This window comes from Streptomyces sp. R11 (assembly GCF_041051905.1).
In the GTDB taxonomy this organism is placed as follows: domain Bacteria; phylum Actinomycetota; class Actinomycetes; order Streptomycetales; family Streptomycetaceae; genus Streptomyces.
Window position 1 is genome coordinate 7,743,410 of record NZ_CP163432.1, and the last position, 13,742, is coordinate 7,757,151.

The 13,742-nt window shown below is 72.4% G+C and carries 13 protein-coding genes and 1 pseudogene; 9 read left to right on the plus strand and 5 right to left on the minus strand.

Features of this window, described 5'->3' with window-relative positions; genetic code table 11:
• The first annotated feature begins 43 nt into the window (after positions 1 to 43).
• From AB5J55_RS35885 to AB5J55_RS35900, 4 genes and pseudogenes are all read left to right on the plus strand, one after another.
• Entirely contained in the window at positions 44 to 442 is a 399-nt protein-coding gene (locus AB5J55_RS35885; protein WP_093747920.1) for a 6-carboxytetrahydropterin synthase, read from the plus strand.
• Complete coding sequence (locus AB5J55_RS35890; RefSeq protein ID WP_369274609.1) at positions 439 to 1,659, plus strand: glycosyltransferase family 4 protein; 1,221 nt, start codon at positions 439 to 441, stop codon at positions 1,657 to 1,659. Before AB5J55_RS35885 ends, AB5J55_RS35890 begins: the two co-directional genes overlap by 4 nt.
• Positions 1,656 to 2,705, plus strand: coding sequence for a class I SAM-dependent methyltransferase (locus tag AB5J55_RS35895; protein WP_369274610.1), 1,050 nt, complete (start codon positions 1,656 to 1,658; stop codon positions 2,703 to 2,705). Before AB5J55_RS35890 ends, AB5J55_RS35895 begins: the two co-directional genes overlap by 4 nt.
• Positions 2,702 to 3,766, plus strand: a pseudogene (locus AB5J55_RS35900) (lysylphosphatidylglycerol synthase transmembrane domain-containing protein); the annotation flags it as partial. The gene AB5J55_RS35895 and the pseudogene AB5J55_RS35900, both read left to right, overlap by 4 nt.
• Positions 3,767 to 3,864: 98 nt before the next feature.
• On the opposite strand, the gene AB5J55_RS35905 reads toward AB5J55_RS35900, so the two are convergent.
• Positions 3,865 to 4,653 (minus strand): creatininase family protein, encoded by a 789-nt coding sequence (locus tag AB5J55_RS35905; protein WP_369276381.1) that lies wholly within the window; start codon positions 4,651 to 4,653, stop codon positions 3,865 to 3,867.
• 40 nt (positions 4,654 to 4,693) lie between these two features.
• On the opposite strand from AB5J55_RS35905, the gene ribA reads away from it, so the two are divergent.
• The 4 genes from ribA to AB5J55_RS35925 all read left to right on the plus strand — a co-directional run bounded on the left by ribA (position 4,694) and on the right by AB5J55_RS35925 (position 8,794).
• Complete coding sequence (gene ribA, locus AB5J55_RS35910; RefSeq protein WP_369274611.1) at positions 4,694 to 5,362, plus strand: GTP cyclohydrolase II; 669 nt, start codon at positions 4,694 to 4,696, stop codon at positions 5,360 to 5,362.
• 69 nt (positions 5,363 to 5,431) lie between these two features.
• Positions 5,432 to 6,571 (plus strand): NAD(P)/FAD-dependent oxidoreductase, encoded by a 1,140-nt coding sequence (locus tag AB5J55_RS35915; protein ID WP_369276382.1) that lies wholly within the window; start codon positions 5,432 to 5,434, stop codon positions 6,569 to 6,571.
• Positions 6,568 to 7,638, plus strand: a complete 1,071-nt coding sequence (locus tag AB5J55_RS35920; protein ID WP_369274612.1) for a saccharopine dehydrogenase — start codon at positions 6,568 to 6,570, stop codon at positions 7,636 to 7,638. Before AB5J55_RS35915 ends, AB5J55_RS35920 begins: the two co-directional genes overlap by 4 nt.
• Positions 7,631 to 8,794: a saccharopine dehydrogenase family protein gene (locus AB5J55_RS35925; protein ID WP_369274613.1), complete on the plus strand. Its 1,164-nt coding sequence runs from the start codon at positions 7,631 to 7,633 to the stop codon at positions 8,792 to 8,794. The genes AB5J55_RS35920 and AB5J55_RS35925 overlap by 8 nt, the downstream gene beginning before the upstream one ends.
• 11 nt (positions 8,795 to 8,805) lie before the next feature.
• On the opposite strand, the gene AB5J55_RS35930 is transcribed toward AB5J55_RS35925, so the two are convergent.
• The 3 genes from AB5J55_RS35930 to AB5J55_RS35940 all read right to left on the minus strand — a co-directional run bounded on the left by AB5J55_RS35930 (position 8,806) and on the right by AB5J55_RS35940 (position 12,048).
• Positions 8,806 to 10,038, minus strand: coding sequence for a serine hydrolase domain-containing protein (locus AB5J55_RS35930; RefSeq protein WP_369274614.1), 1,233 nt, complete (start codon positions 10,036 to 10,038; stop codon positions 8,806 to 8,808).
• Positions 10,039 to 10,102: 64 nt separating this feature from the next.
• The gene (locus tag AB5J55_RS35935; RefSeq protein ID WP_369274615.1) at positions 10,103 to 11,455 is read right to left on the minus strand and encodes an MFS transporter; all 1,353 of its coding nucleotides are present in this window, start codon (positions 11,453 to 11,455) and stop codon (positions 10,103 to 10,105) included.
• The gene (locus AB5J55_RS35940) at positions 11,452 to 12,048 is read right to left on the minus strand and encodes a TetR/AcrR family transcriptional regulator (protein WP_369274616.1); all 597 of its coding nucleotides are present in this window, start codon (positions 12,046 to 12,048) and stop codon (positions 11,452 to 11,454) included. Before AB5J55_RS35940 ends, AB5J55_RS35935 begins: the two co-directional genes overlap by 4 nt.
• Positions 12,049 to 12,131: 83 nt before the next feature.
• Between AB5J55_RS35940 and AB5J55_RS35945 the strand changes: the two genes are divergently transcribed.
• Positions 12,132 to 12,581, plus strand: a complete 450-nt coding sequence (locus AB5J55_RS35945) for a PPOX class F420-dependent oxidoreductase (RefSeq protein WP_369274617.1) — start codon at positions 12,132 to 12,134, stop codon at positions 12,579 to 12,581.
• Positions 12,582 to 12,588: 7 nt separating this feature from the next.
• On the opposite strand, the gene AB5J55_RS35950 is transcribed toward AB5J55_RS35945, so the two are convergent.
• Positions 12,589 to 13,722: a glycosyltransferase gene (locus AB5J55_RS35950; RefSeq protein WP_369274618.1), complete on the minus strand. Its 1,134-nt coding sequence runs from the start codon at positions 13,720 to 13,722 to the stop codon at positions 12,589 to 12,591.
• Positions 13,723 to 13,742 lie beyond the last annotated feature (20 nt).

Consider the following 13,742-nt stretch of genomic DNA (forward strand, 5'->3'; position numbering starts at 1 on the left):
ATCGGCGGGGATGAGGAGCGCACCGCACCTGGAGGGTCGTCCGTTGTTCAGCATCACCGTCCGCGATCACATCATGATCGCCCACAGCTTCCGCGGCGACGTCTTCGGGCCCGCGCAGCGCCTGCATGGAGCGACGTTCCTGGTGGACGCCACATTCCGGCGCGAGCAGCTGGATGACGACAACATCGTCGTCGACATCGGTCTGGCCACTCGGGAGCTGGGTGCCGTCGTAGGTGAGCTGAACTACAGAAACCTCGACAACGAACCCGACTTCGCCGGGATCAACACCTCCACCGAGTTCCTGGCCAAGGTCATCGCCGACCGGCTCGCCGAGCGGATCGAGAAGGGCGCGCTGGGCGAGGGCGCCAAGGGCCTCGCGGGCCTCACGGTCACGCTGCACGAGTCGCATGTCGCATGGGCGAGTTACGAGCGTGCGCTGTGACCGACGTGACCCTGGAGAAGGCCGTCGCCGTGGAAAAGGCCCCGGAGAAGTCGGAGAACGTGGCGCTCGGCTATGTGCCCGTGCAGCACTCCGCCCTGAAGAACGCCGAGATCATCCCCATGTCCCTGCGCTCCGTGCACTTCGTGATGCCGGGCGGCGTCGACGACGCGTCCGCGCCGAGCGGCGGCAACGCCTATGACCGGCGGGTGAGTCTGGATCTGCCCGGCTTCGGCTGGCAGGTGCACAAGCACGCGGTGGACGGCAGCTGGCCGCTCCCCGCTGCGGCGGACCGCGCCGAACTCGCCCGCACACTGCGGGAGTTCCCCGACGGGACCGTCGTCCTGCTGGACGGGCTGGTCGCCTGCGGGGTGCCCGAGATCATCGTCCCGGAGGCGGAGCGGCTGAACCTCGCGGTCCTCGTCCATCTGCCGCTCGGCGACGAGACGGGACTGGAGCCCACCGTCGCCGCGGAGCTGGACGCCCGGGAGCGCACGGTGCTGCGGGCCGTTCCCGCCGTGATCGCCACCAGCGACTGGGCCGTCCGCCGCCTCGTCTCCCACCACGGCCTCGCACCCGACCGGGTCCATGTCGCCGCCCCCGGCGCCGACATCGCGCCGCTGGCCTCCGGCACCGACGGCGTCTCCCGCCTGTTGTGCGTGGCCGCCGTGACACCCCGCAAGGGACAGCACCGGCTGGTCGAGGCACTGGCGTCGGTGACCGACCTGCCGTGGAGCTGCGTCTGCGTGGGCGGGCTGAACCAGGACCCCGAGTACGTGGCCGGACTGCGGTCCCTGATCGCGCAGCACGGGCTCGAGGACCGTCTGGTCCTTGCGGGCCCGCAGGCCGGCGCCGAACTCGACGCCAGCTACAACGCAGCCGACCTGATGGTGCTCACCTCCTACGCCGAGACGTACGGCATGGCGGTGACGGAGGCGCTCGCACGCGGCATCCCGGTGCTCGCGACCGACGTCGGCGGACTGCCGGAGGCGGTCGGCCGGGCCCCCGACGGCGGTGTCCCCGGCATGCTCGTCCCGCCGGAGAACCCCGCCGCGATCGCCGCCGAGCTGCGCGGCTGGTTCGTCGAGGCGGACGTACGACGCCGACTGAAGGCGGCTGCCCGGGGACGCCGGGCAGCCCTGAACGGCTGGGCCGGCACGGCCCGCAGCCTGGCTTCGGTACTGGGCCGACTGCCGAACGAACCCCGGAGGGTCGCATGAGGGACACGGCAACGGCACAGAGTGAAGGGGCGATTCCGGCCCAGCCGGGACCGCGGCAGCCCGCACCGCAGAGCGGGATCGTTTCGGCGGAGGGCGCGATGGGCGGCGTATCCGTACCGGCGGCACCTGACGCGGACGCCGTGATCCTCGGGGCCGGGCCCAGCCTCGGTCCCGGCGAGCGGGCGACCGTGCGGCTGCGGGACGCCGGGCCGGACGACCCGCCCCGTTACGCCCCCGAGTGGCTGGAGCTGCGGGAGGGCGCCGACGCCGCCGCGCGGGCGCACGACTTGCTCGACCCGCTGCGGATCCGGCTCGCCAACCTGCCCGGACGGGCCGGCGTGGTGATTCACGACGTGGGCTGCGGCACCGGCTCCATGGGCCGCTGGCTGGCGCCCCACCTGGACGGCGCGCAGCACTGGGTCCTGCACGACCGCGACCCCTACCTCCTGCACTTCGCCGCCGTGGCCTCCCCGCGCTCCTCCGCGGACGGCAGCCGCGTCACCGTCGAGACGCGCCGCGGCGACGTCGGCCGCCTCACCCCGGACAGCCTCGCCGGTGCCTCGCTGGTGACGGCCTCCGCGCTGCTCGACGTCCTCACCCGCGAGGAGGTCGACACCCTCGCCGCAGCCTGCGCGGGCGCGGGCTGCCCGGCGCTGCTGACGCTGTCCGTCGCCGGCCGCGTCGAACTCACGCCGTCCGACCCGCTGGACGAGGAGATCGCCGAGGCGTTCAACGCCCACCAGCGGCGCTCGGGGATGCTGGGCCCGGACGCGATCACCGCGGCGGCGGAGGCCTTCTCCGAGCACGGTGCGACCGTCCAGGTGCACCCGAGCCCCTGGCGGCTCGGCCCCGGCGAGTCCGCGCTCACCGCCCAGTGGCTGCGCGGCTGGGTCGGCGCTGCGGTCGAGCAGCGCCCCGACCTGCGCGAGCGCGCCGACCGCTATCTGCAGGACCGCCTCGCCGCCTGCCAGGCGGGCGAGTTGCATGTCGTGGTCCACCACAGCGACCTGCTGGCACTGGTGCGACCGACGGGCGGAGCGTCATGAGCGTGGAGACGGTGGCAGGGGCCCGCGTCACGCGACCGGGTACCAAGGCGCGAGAACGGCGAGTGAAGGCCGTGGCCGTGACCGGGGCCGTGGCCGTCCCGGAGGCGGGCCCTGCCACCGGACTCGGCACCCAGCCCACGGCACAGCCGGGCCGCCCCCGCCTGCGCACCCGCCTTGCCCGTCTCAACACCCCAGCAGTCCGCACCCACCTGGGCACGGCCGTCGGCGTCGCCATCCTCGTCGCGCTGTTCTGGCGGCTCGGTACCGGTGTCTTCCTCGACGGGCTGCGCCGGATCGACGCGACGGCGCTGGTCGCGGCGCTCGGGATCGGGCTCGTCACCACCGTGTTCAGCGCGTGGCGCTGGCAGTTGGTGGCACGCGGACTGCGGATCCGGCTGCCGCTCGGGCCGGCCGTCGCCGACTACTACCGTGCCCTGTTCCTCAACGCCGCCCTACCGGGCGGCGTCCTCGGCGATGTGCACCGGGCGGTGCGGCACGGGCAGAGCGCCGGTGACATGGGCCGCGGTGTCCGTGCCGTCGTGCTCGAGCGGACGGCCGGCCAGGTCGTCCTCGCCGTCGTCGGCGCCGTCGTGCTGCTGACCATGCCGTCCCCGGTGCTGAACGAGGCACGCGACCTCACGCCGCTCATCCTGTTCGCCGCCGTGGGCACGCTCGCCGTCGTGGCCGCGGTGCGCATGAACCGTGCGCCGTCCCGCCGTGACCGGACCGAGCCGACGGCCGTGCGCACGACCCTCGGCGAGGCCCGCGAGGCCCTGCTGTCCCGCCGCAACGGTCCGGGCGTCGCCGTGTCCTCCGTCGTCGTCCTCGCCGGCCACATCGCGATGTTCGTGCTCGCCGCGAGGATCGCCGGCTCCGCCGCCTCCGTGGCGGTCCTGCTGCCGCTCGCCGTCCTGGCCCTGCTCGCGATGGGCGTGCCCCTGAACGTCGGCGGGTTCGGTCCCCGTGAGGGCGCCACCGCCTGGGCGTTCGGCGCCGCGGGGCTCGGCGCCGACACCGGACTGGCCGTCGCCGTCGTGTACGGCGTCCTCAGCTTCGTGGCCGCCCTGCCCGGCGCCCTCGTCCTCGTCGCCCGCTGGTACAGCGGCCTGCGCACGGGCTCCGGGTCCGCCGCAGCCGTGGCGGACCCCGATCCCAGCCGCTATTTTCGTGCGTCTCCCGTGTCCCGAACGGAAATGTCCGCGGAGGTCAGCAGTGACACATACCCGCCGAAGGAATCCGCGAGGCTCGCCAGCAGGCGCTTCCCCTTTTCCGCGGAACCCAGCGAAGGGCGGCCTATGACACCCGAATCGGTATAGGCGGACATACCGAGGGTGAGTAGCTGACGGCGGTCGTCCGCAACGAAATCGGAAGTCTCATAACCGGGTCGGATCAATTCGGGATGAGTGTGCAGAAGGATGGAGGTCTCAATTTCCCCCGCGTGCATGTCGGTGAGCAGTGAGGTCTCCACCCCCGCCCGCTCCCGCGCCGCCTCCCAGTCCTCCGGGGCCGGGAACAACGCCATTCGCTCGCCCTGCGCGGAGGACTCCTGAACGACATTGCCCAGTACGTAATTTCCGCCGTGCCCGTTGACCAGCACCAGAGCGTCGACACCGGACCGGCGGAGCGAAGCCGCTATGTCCCGTATCACCGCATGAAGGGTCACGGAGGAGATGCTCACGGTCCCCGGCCAGGCCGCGTGTTCGTGCGAGCAGGAGATCGTCACCGGCGGAAGGAGGTGCACCGGATGTGCGGCGGCTATCTCGCGCGCGATGGCGCAGGCCACGAGCGTGTCGGTCGCCAGCGGAAGGTACGGGCCGTGCTGCTCGAAGCTTCCGACGGGCAGGACCGCGACCTGTCGTGAGACACCCGCGCCCCGCGTCCGTACGTCCTCGGTGGTGTCCGCCGGCACCAGCGAGTGTGCCGCCGGCCACGTCTGCGAATCACTCATCTTTTCCGGCCTTTCGTCTCTGCTTAGGAACTGAAGAATCATGACAGATAAAATTGGCGTCCTCGGCAAGAAGTCCGCACAGCGGACGCAGCGTTCCGGCGTGGAGCGCGTGGTGAATGCCCCCTTGCCCACCGTGTACGGGGAATTCCGTGCGATCGGCTACCTCGACCACGACCGCGGTGACGAGCAAGTGGCCCTGGTTTACGGCGAGATAGGCGCGGAGAACGTCCTCACCCGACTGCACTCCGAGTGCCTGACCGGCGACGCCTTCGGATCCCAGCACTGCGAATGCGGCGACCAGCTGGCCTCCGCGCTGCGCGCCGTCGTCGCCGAGGGGAGCGGCATCGTCGTCTACCTGCGGGGCCACGAGGGCCGCGGCATCGGTCTGCTCGGCAAGCTGCGGGCGATGGCCCTGCAGGCGGAGGGCCTGGACACCGTCGAGGCCAACCTCGCGCTCGGTCTGCCCGTGGACGCCCGCGACTACGGCGTCGCCGCCGGGATCCTGCACGACCTGGGCGTGAACAGCGTCCGCCTCATGTCGAACAACCCGCGCAAGCGCGACGCGTTGCTGCGGCACGGCATCGAGATCGCCGAGCAGGTCCCGCTGCTGATCCCGCCGTGCGAGAACAACATCACCTACCTGCGCACCAAGCGGGAGCGCCTCGATCACCACCTGCCCCATCTGGACGCGGTCGCGCACCTGTCCTGATTGCCGCGAGGCCCATCCGGACAGGAAGAGGGAACGACCGACGACTTCCAGGAAGGTGGGCCCGTGAACATGCATGCGAGTGTCGTCGTCATCGGCGGCGGTGTGATGGGGACCAGCATCGCCTATCACCTCGCCCGTGCGGGGGTCCGCGACGTCGTCCTCGTCGAGCGGGACGAACTGGCGTCCGGTTCCACGTCCAAGGCGGCCGGGGGCGTGCGGGCGCAGTTCTCCGACGAGCTCAACATCCAGCTCGGGGCACGCAGCCTGGAGGCGTTCGGCCGGTTCGAGGACGAGACCGGGTACGACATCGGGCTGCACCGGGTCGGCTATCTGTTCCTGCTCTCCACGCCGGACGACGTCGCCGGCTTCGAGGCGGGCGTCCGGCTGCAGAACGCCCTCGGCGTGCCGAGCCGCATGATCGACCCAGCCGAGGCGCAACGGCTGTCCCCGCTGATCACCACCGACGGACTGCAGGCGGCCGCGTTCTCGCCGGACGACGGCCACTGCACCCCCGAGTCCGTCGTCCACGGCTACGCGTCCGCCGCCCGCGAGTACGGGGCTCGGCTCTTACGCCACAACGACGTCACCGGCATCGAACTGCACGGCGACCGGATCACGGCCGTGACGACGACCATCGGACGCATCGCCACCGACACGGTGATCTGCGCGGCCGGCCCCTGGTCGCGCACGATCGGGACGATGGTCGGCGTGGACCTGCCCGTGGTGCCGCTGCGCCGCCAGGTCGCGGTCACCGAACCGGTCACCGGGCTGCCGCCGCAACTGCCCATGACGATCGACTTCACCACCAGCCTCTACTTCCACACCGAGGGCCCCGGCCTCCTCCTCGGCATGTCCGACCCCGACGAGCGCCCCGGCTTCGCCACCGACACCCACGACCGCTGGATCCCTCGCCTGACCGAGGCCATGGAGCACCGCGCCCCCGCCCTGCTCGACCTGCGCCGCACGGGAGGCTGGGCGGGCCTGTACGAGGTCACGCCGGACCACAATGCGCTGATCGGCGAGGCGACTTCCGTATCCCGTTTTCTGTACGCGACCGGCTTCTCCGGCCATGGCTTTCTGCAGGGACCGGCCGTCGGCGAGGTCATCCGTGACCTGTACCTCGGCCGCGTACCCTTCGTGGACGTCAGCCCCTTGAGCGCCGGCCGGTTCATGGCCGACGCCCCGCGCCCGGAGGCCAACCGCGTATGACCGATCTCCATCTGTGGCTGCGCCACGAGGTCCGTTCCACCGAGCGACGCACTCCGATCGTGCCGGCCGACGCACGCCGGCTCGTCGAGAGCGGCGTGACGCTGACGGTCGAGGAGTCCCCGCAGCGGATCTTTCCCGTCGAGGAGTACGAGGCGGTCGGCTGCCGGGTCGCGCCCGCGGGCTCCTGGGTGTCGGCGCCCGATCGGGCCGTGGTCATCGGGCTGAAGGAACTCCCGGACCGGCCCGGCGAGCTCACCCACCGGCACATCTACTTCGGCCACGCCTACAAGCAGCAGCCCGGCGCCGAGGACCTGCTCCGCCGGTTCGCCCAGGGCGGCGGTGTCCTGCTCGACCTGGAGTACCTGGTGGACGACGACGGCCGTCGCCTCGCCGCCTTCGGCTTCTGGGCCGGCTATCTCGGAGCCGCCCTCGCCGTCCTCCAGCACCGCGGGAAGCTCGTCGCGCCGCTCACCCCGACGTCGAAGGAGGAGCTGGACGCGACCCTGCAACCCGCCCCCGACGACGCGGAGTTCACCGCGCTCGTGATCGGTGCCCTGGGCCGCAGCGGCCGGGGCGCACGCCTCGCGCTGATGTCCGCCGGCGTCGAGGCGGCCACGCCCTGGGACCTCGCCGAGACCCGCGACCTGGACCGCCCGGCCCTGCTCGCGCACGACGTGCTGGTCAACGCCGTCCTCGCCACCACCCCGATTCCGCCCTTCCTGCGCGAGCAGGACCTCGACGACCGCGCGCGCCGGCTGCGCACCCTGTGCGACGTGACCGTCGACGTCGGCTCCCCCCTGAACGTCCTGCCGATCTACGACCGCACCACCGACTGGGCCGACCCCGTGCGCCGGCTGCGCAAGGAACCCCCGCTCGACCTGATCGCCATCGACAACCTGCCCTCCCTGCTGCCCCGCGAGTCCAGCACCGACTTCTCGGCGGCGCTGCTGCCCCAGCTGCTGGACTTCGGGACGGGCGGGCCCTGGGGGCGCTGTCGGGACCGGTACCGCCAGGCGGGCCGCGAACTCGGCATCGCAGAAGCAGAAGGGGAGTACCGCCATGGCTGACAGTTCCGCACGGGTGCCCGCGAGCGGCACCGTCCACTGGGTCGGCGCCGGACTGTCCACCGGCAGCGGTCTGGCCCGGCTGTGCGACACGGTCGACCGGGTACGGCTGTGGCACCGCACCACGGACCGCGCCGCCGACGCCCTGGCCGGGCTGGGCCTCACCGGACGTGCCGAGCCCCGCGCGTACACGCTCTCCGCGCTGACGGCCGAACTGGCGCCGGGTGACGTGGTCGTATCGATGCTGCCGGCGCCCGAGCACGCCGGGTTGCTGGCGGCCTGCATCCCGGAGCAGGCCCACTTCGCCTGCTCCAGCTATGTGTCGGACGCCGTCCTCGAACAGGTGCCCGCGGCCGAGGCGGCCGGGCTCGTCGTCCTCACCGAGGCCGGCCTCGACCCGGGCATCGACCACCTCTTCGCCCACTGCCTGGTCGGCCGCGCCCGGGCGGCCGTCGGTGACGACACGGCAGCGTCGTACAGCCTCACCTCGTACTGCGGCGGCGTCCCCGCCGTCCCGAACGACTTCCGGTACCGCTTCAGCTGGGCGCCCGCCGGGGTCCTCAACGCCCTGCGCGCACCGGCCCGGTACCTCAAGGACGGTGCCGAGACTGTCGCCGAGCGGCCGTGGGAGGTGACGCGGCGGCATGTCGTCGACGGGGAGGCGTTCGAGGTCTACCCCAACCGCGACAGCGTTCCGTTCGTCGAGCAGTACGGACTGCCGCCCGCGTGGAAACCGCAGACCTTCGTGCGGGGCACCCTGCGTCTGGAGGGCTGGCTGCAGGCCTGGGACGCCGTCTTCGAGGAGCTGAAGGCCGGCGACGACGCCAGGATCTCAGCCCTGGCAGGGGAGTTGGCGGCCGCCTATCCCACCACGGACGCCGACCGGGACCGGGTCGTCCTCGCCGTCTCGCTCGATGTGCGCGGCGGGGGCGGGCAGAGCTGGTCAGGCAGTTACCTGCTGGACCTCGTGGGGGACGCGGAGGAGAGCGCCATGGCCCGCTGTGTGTCCCGCCCCCTCGCCCTCGGCGTCCGGCACATCCTGGACGGCTCCCTGCCGGCGGGCCTGAACCGCGCCGCCGAGACGGCGGCCCGCTCGGAGGAGTGGCTGCGCGAACTCGCTCTGGAAGGAGTGGAGTTCACCCTGCGCGTGGACATGTGACCCGCTGCGGCTCAGTCCGCCGTGACGGCCTCGTGCACAAGCCGTTTGAGGTCCTGGAACATCGTGTGCGAGGTCTTCGGCCGCACCTGGGTCATGAACTGCACCGTCAGATCGCGGCCCGGATCGACCCAGAACGTGGTGGTGGCCACGCCGCTCCAGCCGTACGTGCCGAGGCCGGCCGGAGCCTTCGTACGGGTCGGGTCGATCACCACGGAGACGCCGAGGCCGAAACCGAGGCCGTCGTTGCCGGGCTCGTCATGGGCGGGGCGGCTGCCGAAGGACCGCAGGTCGGCGCCGCCAGGGAGGTGGTTGGACGTCATCAGGTCCACGGTCTCGGGACTCAGCAGGCGGGTGCCGTCCAGTTCGCCGCGGCGGCGCAGCAGTTCCATGAAGCGGTGGACGTCGTGCGCGGAGGCCGCCATGCCGCCGCTGCCGGACAGGAAGCGGGGCCGGCCGTGCAGCGGAAGGCCGGGGATGGGCTCGATGCCGCCGTCCTCGGTCTCGCCGTACAACTCGCAGAGCCGGTCCGCCTGTTCACCGCTCACGCAGAACCCGGCGTCGGTCATCCCGAGCGGCCGGAAGATCCGTTCCGCGAAGAACTCGTCGAGCGGCTGCCCGGACACGACCTCGATGACCCGGCCGAGCACGTTGGAGGCGACCGAGTAGTTCCACTGCGTCCCCGGCTCGAACTGCAGGGGCAGGCTCGCGTACACGTCGACCGTCCTGGCCAGGTCGGAACCGGGCAGCACCGCCGACTCCAGGTTGGCGTCGCGGTAGAGGGCGTCGACGGGATGAGTGTGGTAGAAGGCGAAGGTCAGCCCTGCGGTGTGGGTCATCAGATGCCGGACGGTCAGCGGCCCGTCGGCCGGCCGGGTCACCGTGTCGGTGCCGGATCCGCTCACGTACACCCGGGGCTCGGCGAAGGCGGGCAGATGGCGGCCGACCGGGTCGTCGAGCGACAGCTCGCCCTCCTCGACCAGCAGCAGCGCGGCGACCGAGGTGACCGGTTTGGTCATGGAGTAGATCCGCCACAGGGTGTCCGCCTCGACGGGGAGCCCGGCCGCGACGTCCCGGTGGCCGTGCGTGGTGAGGTGGGCGACGCGTCCGCGGCGGGCGACGGCCACCAGGTAGCCGGGTATCCGACCCTCGTCGACGTAGTGGGCGAAGTACTGGTCGAGGCGGTCCAGCGCCTTCGCGTCCAGCCCGACCTCACCCGGGTCGACCTCTTGTCTCAGCAGTGCCATCGCTCTCCTCCGAATACGAACGACGAGGTGCGGTCCGGCATACCCAGCCGGAACGGCCTCAGACTCATCGTCGCGCAGGAACGCGTGTACGGTCCCGCGATTGGCCATGATCGTCGATCGTCGCGCCGTGCCGCCCCGGCAGCCCCCGGCCCAGCGCCGCACCGGCCAGGGAGAGGGCGGCGAGGACGCCCAGCGGCAGCTCAGGGCCATCACCGGACCCCATCAGAGCGGTCGCGGCGGCCACGCCCAGCACCGGTCCGACGTTCATCGCGGTCTGCTGGAGCCCGCCCGCCACACCGGCCGACTCGACGGCCGCCTCGCGTACGACGACATGGGTCGCCGCCACCATCACCGTGCCGAACCCGGCCCCCACCAGGGCGAACCCGGCGCACAGAGCGGCGGTGGCGCCCGTGCGGGAGAGCACGAGGATCCCGAGTGCGAGCAGCGCCATCGCGGCCGCGGTCGTACGGCGGGCCCCGGCCCGGCGCAGCAGCACCGCGCAGGTGGCCGCCGCGATGACCATCAGCAGGGCGAGCGGCAGGCTGACCAGGGCGCTGTGGAACGCGTCCATGCCGAGCGTGTCCTGCAACAGGAACGTGCCGACGAACAGCGCGCCGGACAGCGCCGCCGACGCGGACACCAGCATGCCGAACGCCGAGCCGACCGCCGTCGAGCCGATGACGTCCGGCGGCAGCAGCGGGCTCACGGCGCGGCGCTCGTGCCGGACGAAGAGGACACCCGTGACCGCGGCGGTGGCGGCGGTCCAGCCCCATCCCGGCAGCGCGACGAGGGCGTGGACCAGGCAGGCCAGGGTCACCGCGAGCAGCAGGGCGCCGGGCAGGTCGAGCCGGGCGGGGGAGGTGGTGCGCGGGGGTCGCCGGACGGCGAGGGCGAGCACGCCGAAGACGACGGCCGGCGCGACATTCAGCAGGAACACCGCCCGCCAGCCCGGCCCCGCCACCAGCGCGCCGCCCACCACCGGCCCGGCAGCGGCCACCACCCCGATCGCGGCGGTCCGCACGGCGATCGGCGTCCGCAGCCGGTCGGGCGGGAACGCGGCCCGCAGCATCCCCAGCGTGGCCGGCTGAAGCAGCGCCCCGGACACGCCCTGCACGACCCGCAGCCCGATCACCCATCCGACGCCTGGCGCCAGCGCGATACCGGCCGACGCGGCCCCGAAGCCGAGCATCCCGATACCGAAGAGCCGGTGGTGCCCGTACCGGTCACCGAGCCGCCCGGCGAACACCAACAGGCTTGCCACCGCGATGAGATAGCCGGTGCTGGTCCACTGGACCTGTGCGAAGGAGGCGCTCAGGTCGCGTTGCAGGGCGGGCTGGGCGACGGTCAGGACGGTGCCGTCGAGCGCGACGATCACGGCTCCGACGATGCTGCTCGCGAGGGTGAGACGCGGGTTCACTCGCTGTCCGCCCCGAGGTGGGCGTCCAGGGCCGACCGCAGCAGGGGTGCGAAGTCGTCCGTATCCGTGGCGAGTTGGAGGCTGCCCCAGCCCCAGAGCTGGGCGATGCCGTGCAGGTTGGCCCACAGTGCCCCCGCGACGAGACGGGCATCGGCGTCGGGGCGCACCTGTCCGACGAGTGCCACGAGTCGGCCGAAGAGGGGAAGGCTGGTATCCCGTAGCCCCAAGTGACCGCTCTCCAGCAGATCGTGACGGAACATCAGCTCATACATGCCGGGGTTGCCCAGCGCGAACTCCAGGTAGACGCGGCCCAGTGCGGTCAGCTGCTCTCGTGCCGGCGCAGGAACGTCGCTGCTCGCCGCAGCCTCAGCAGCCGCCGCCCGCTCCGCCAGCTCGCCGAAGCCGCGGCGGGCGATCGCCGAGAGCAGCTCCAGGTGGGTGGGGAAGTAGCGGCGGGGCGCGCCGTGCGAGACGCCTGCCCGGCGGGCGATCTCCCGCAAGGTGAGCGCCTGCACGCCCTCCCGCGTCACGAGTTCCACACCGACGTCGACCAGCCGGGCTCGCAGCCCCGTATCGGATTCCTGCTCAGGCATAGACAGTGTCTACCATGATTGAGTAGACAGTGTCTACGAGGAATGCCGGAATGCCCGGGCCGCCCGACAGGGTTGAGTGAGGCATGACTCAGGACGCCACCCACAACGCACTGCTCACGCTGCTCTCCGAGGGCCACGGCGGGGTGCTGGTCACCCTCAAGCGCGACGGCCGACCGCAGCTGTCGAACGTCAGCCATGCCTACTACCCCGACGAACAAGTCATCCGCGTCTCGATCACCGACGACCGCGCCAAGACCCGCAATCTGCGCCGGGACCCCCGGGCGTCGTACCACGTCACGAGCCCCGACCGGCGTGCCTACGTCGTCGCCGAGGGCACGGCCGACCTGACGCCGGTCGCAAAGGAGCCGTACGACGCCACGGTCGAGGAACTCGTCCGCCTCTACCGGGACGTCCTGGGCGAGCACCCCGACTGGGACGACTTCCGGGCGGCGATGGTCCGGGACGGCAGGCTCGTGCTGCGGTTGCGGGTGGAGCGGGCGTACGGCATCCCCAAGGGGGCCAACCGGGGCTGAGGCCCCGTCAGCGCATGGCGGGTGCCGGGGGCGCGGACGCCTCCTTCACCCAGGACTCCAAACACATCACGAACTCGGTGGCGTGATCGGCCCAGTTGAGGTCCGACAGCGCTGCCTCCCACCCCTGCGTGGCCGCACGCAGGCGCAGTTCCGGGTCGGTGCGCAGGCGTCGTACGGCCTCTGCCGCCGAAGCGGGATCGCCGTAGGGGACGACGAGGCCGCAGCCGTAGCGTTCGACCAGGTCGGTCGCGAGGGGGGTGGGTGTGGTGACGACGGGGACGCCGTGGGCCATGTACTCCACGACCTTGGTGGGCCGTGAGTGGCGGTAGTTGGGCTGGTCGTGCAGGAGGGAGAGCCCGGCCAGGGCGCCGGAGACCAGGCCGAGGGCGCGGTCGTTGGGCAGGTAGCCGTGCCAGCGCAGGACGCCGTCCCGGTCGGCCTCGGTGAGCGCGCCCCGCACCTCGGGGTCCGCCGCGCCGATCACCTCGACCTGGACGTCCGGACCCAGCAGCCGAGCCGTTTCGATGAGTTCCAGAGCGCCGCGTGCCCGCGACAGGTGTCCCAGGTAGACGACCCGGTGGTCGCCCGGCGGCTCGGGAGGCTCGGGCGGCACCGTCGCGAGGTTCCCCACCACGGGGTGGGGGTGGCGGAAGCGCTGCTGGTAGGCGTCCTCGGCGAGCAGCAGCCGCAGATGCCGTTCCGCCAGTCGTTCCACGGCCCGTACGGCCAGTCGCAGCGGCGGGCGCAGGGGCCGTGGCACCCAGCGTTTCATCACCAGCGCCGCCGCCGTGTCCTCGTGCACGTCCCACACGGTGACGGGCGCGCGTCCTCCGCGTCGCCAACGGCGCAGGGTGCCGGGCAGCGCGAGCAGCAACTCCGGGTCGTGCAGCAGGACGACGTCCGCCTTGGGCCCCCGCTGGGCGAGCAGGGTGCGGGCCGCACGCAGCGCCGCACGGCGGTCCCGACCGGCGGCCCGGGGCAGGTCCACGCCCTCGACGTACGGTCGCGGTGTCATCTCCCGGGCCGCGAACGGCGCCGCGTACACGACCCGGTGGCCGCGCTGCCGCAGGGCGGCGATCTCCCGGTGCAGGATCCGCGCGTCCTCGGGGTGGTGGACGACGGTGACGACGAGTATCCGCATCAGAGCACCTTTCGACGGTC

Excerpts from the sequence above, each read along its gene's own strand:
- AB5J55_RS35895 (WP_369274610.1), top strand. The coding sequence starts at position 1,656 with ATGAGGGACACGGCAACGGCACAGAGTGAAGGGGCGATTCCGGCCCAG.
- AB5J55_RS35905 (WP_369276381.1), bottom strand. The coding sequence starts at position 4,653 with ATGAGTGATTCGCAGACGTGGCCGGCGGCACACTCGCTGGTGCCGGCG.
- AB5J55_RS35915 (WP_369276382.1), top strand. The coding sequence starts at position 5,432 with ATGCATGCGAGTGTCGTCGTCATCGGCGGCGGTGTGATGGGGACCAGC.
- ribA (WP_369274611.1), top strand. The coding sequence starts at position 4,694 with ATGACAGATAAAATTGGCGTCCTCGGCAAGAAGTCCGCACAGCGGACG.
- AB5J55_RS35930 (WP_369274614.1), bottom strand. The coding sequence starts at position 10,038 with ATGGCACTGCTGAGACAAGAGGTCGACCCGGGTGAGGTCGGGCTGGAC.
- AB5J55_RS35950 (WP_369274618.1), bottom strand. The coding sequence starts at position 13,722 with ATGCGGATACTCGTCGTCACCGTCGTCCACCACCCCGAGGACGCGCGG.
- AB5J55_RS35920 (WP_369274612.1), top strand. The coding sequence starts at position 6,568 with ATGACCGATCTCCATCTGTGGCTGCGCCACGAGGTCCGTTCCACCGAG.
- AB5J55_RS35945 (WP_369274617.1), top strand. The coding sequence starts at position 12,132 with ATGACTCAGGACGCCACCCACAACGCACTGCTCACGCTGCTCTCCGAG.
- AB5J55_RS35925 (WP_369274613.1), top strand. The coding sequence starts at position 7,631 with ATGGCTGACAGTTCCGCACGGGTGCCCGCGAGCGGCACCGTCCACTGG.
- AB5J55_RS35940 (WP_369274616.1), bottom strand. The coding sequence starts at position 12,048 with ATGCCTGAGCAGGAATCCGATACGGGGCTGCGAGCCCGGCTGGTCGAC.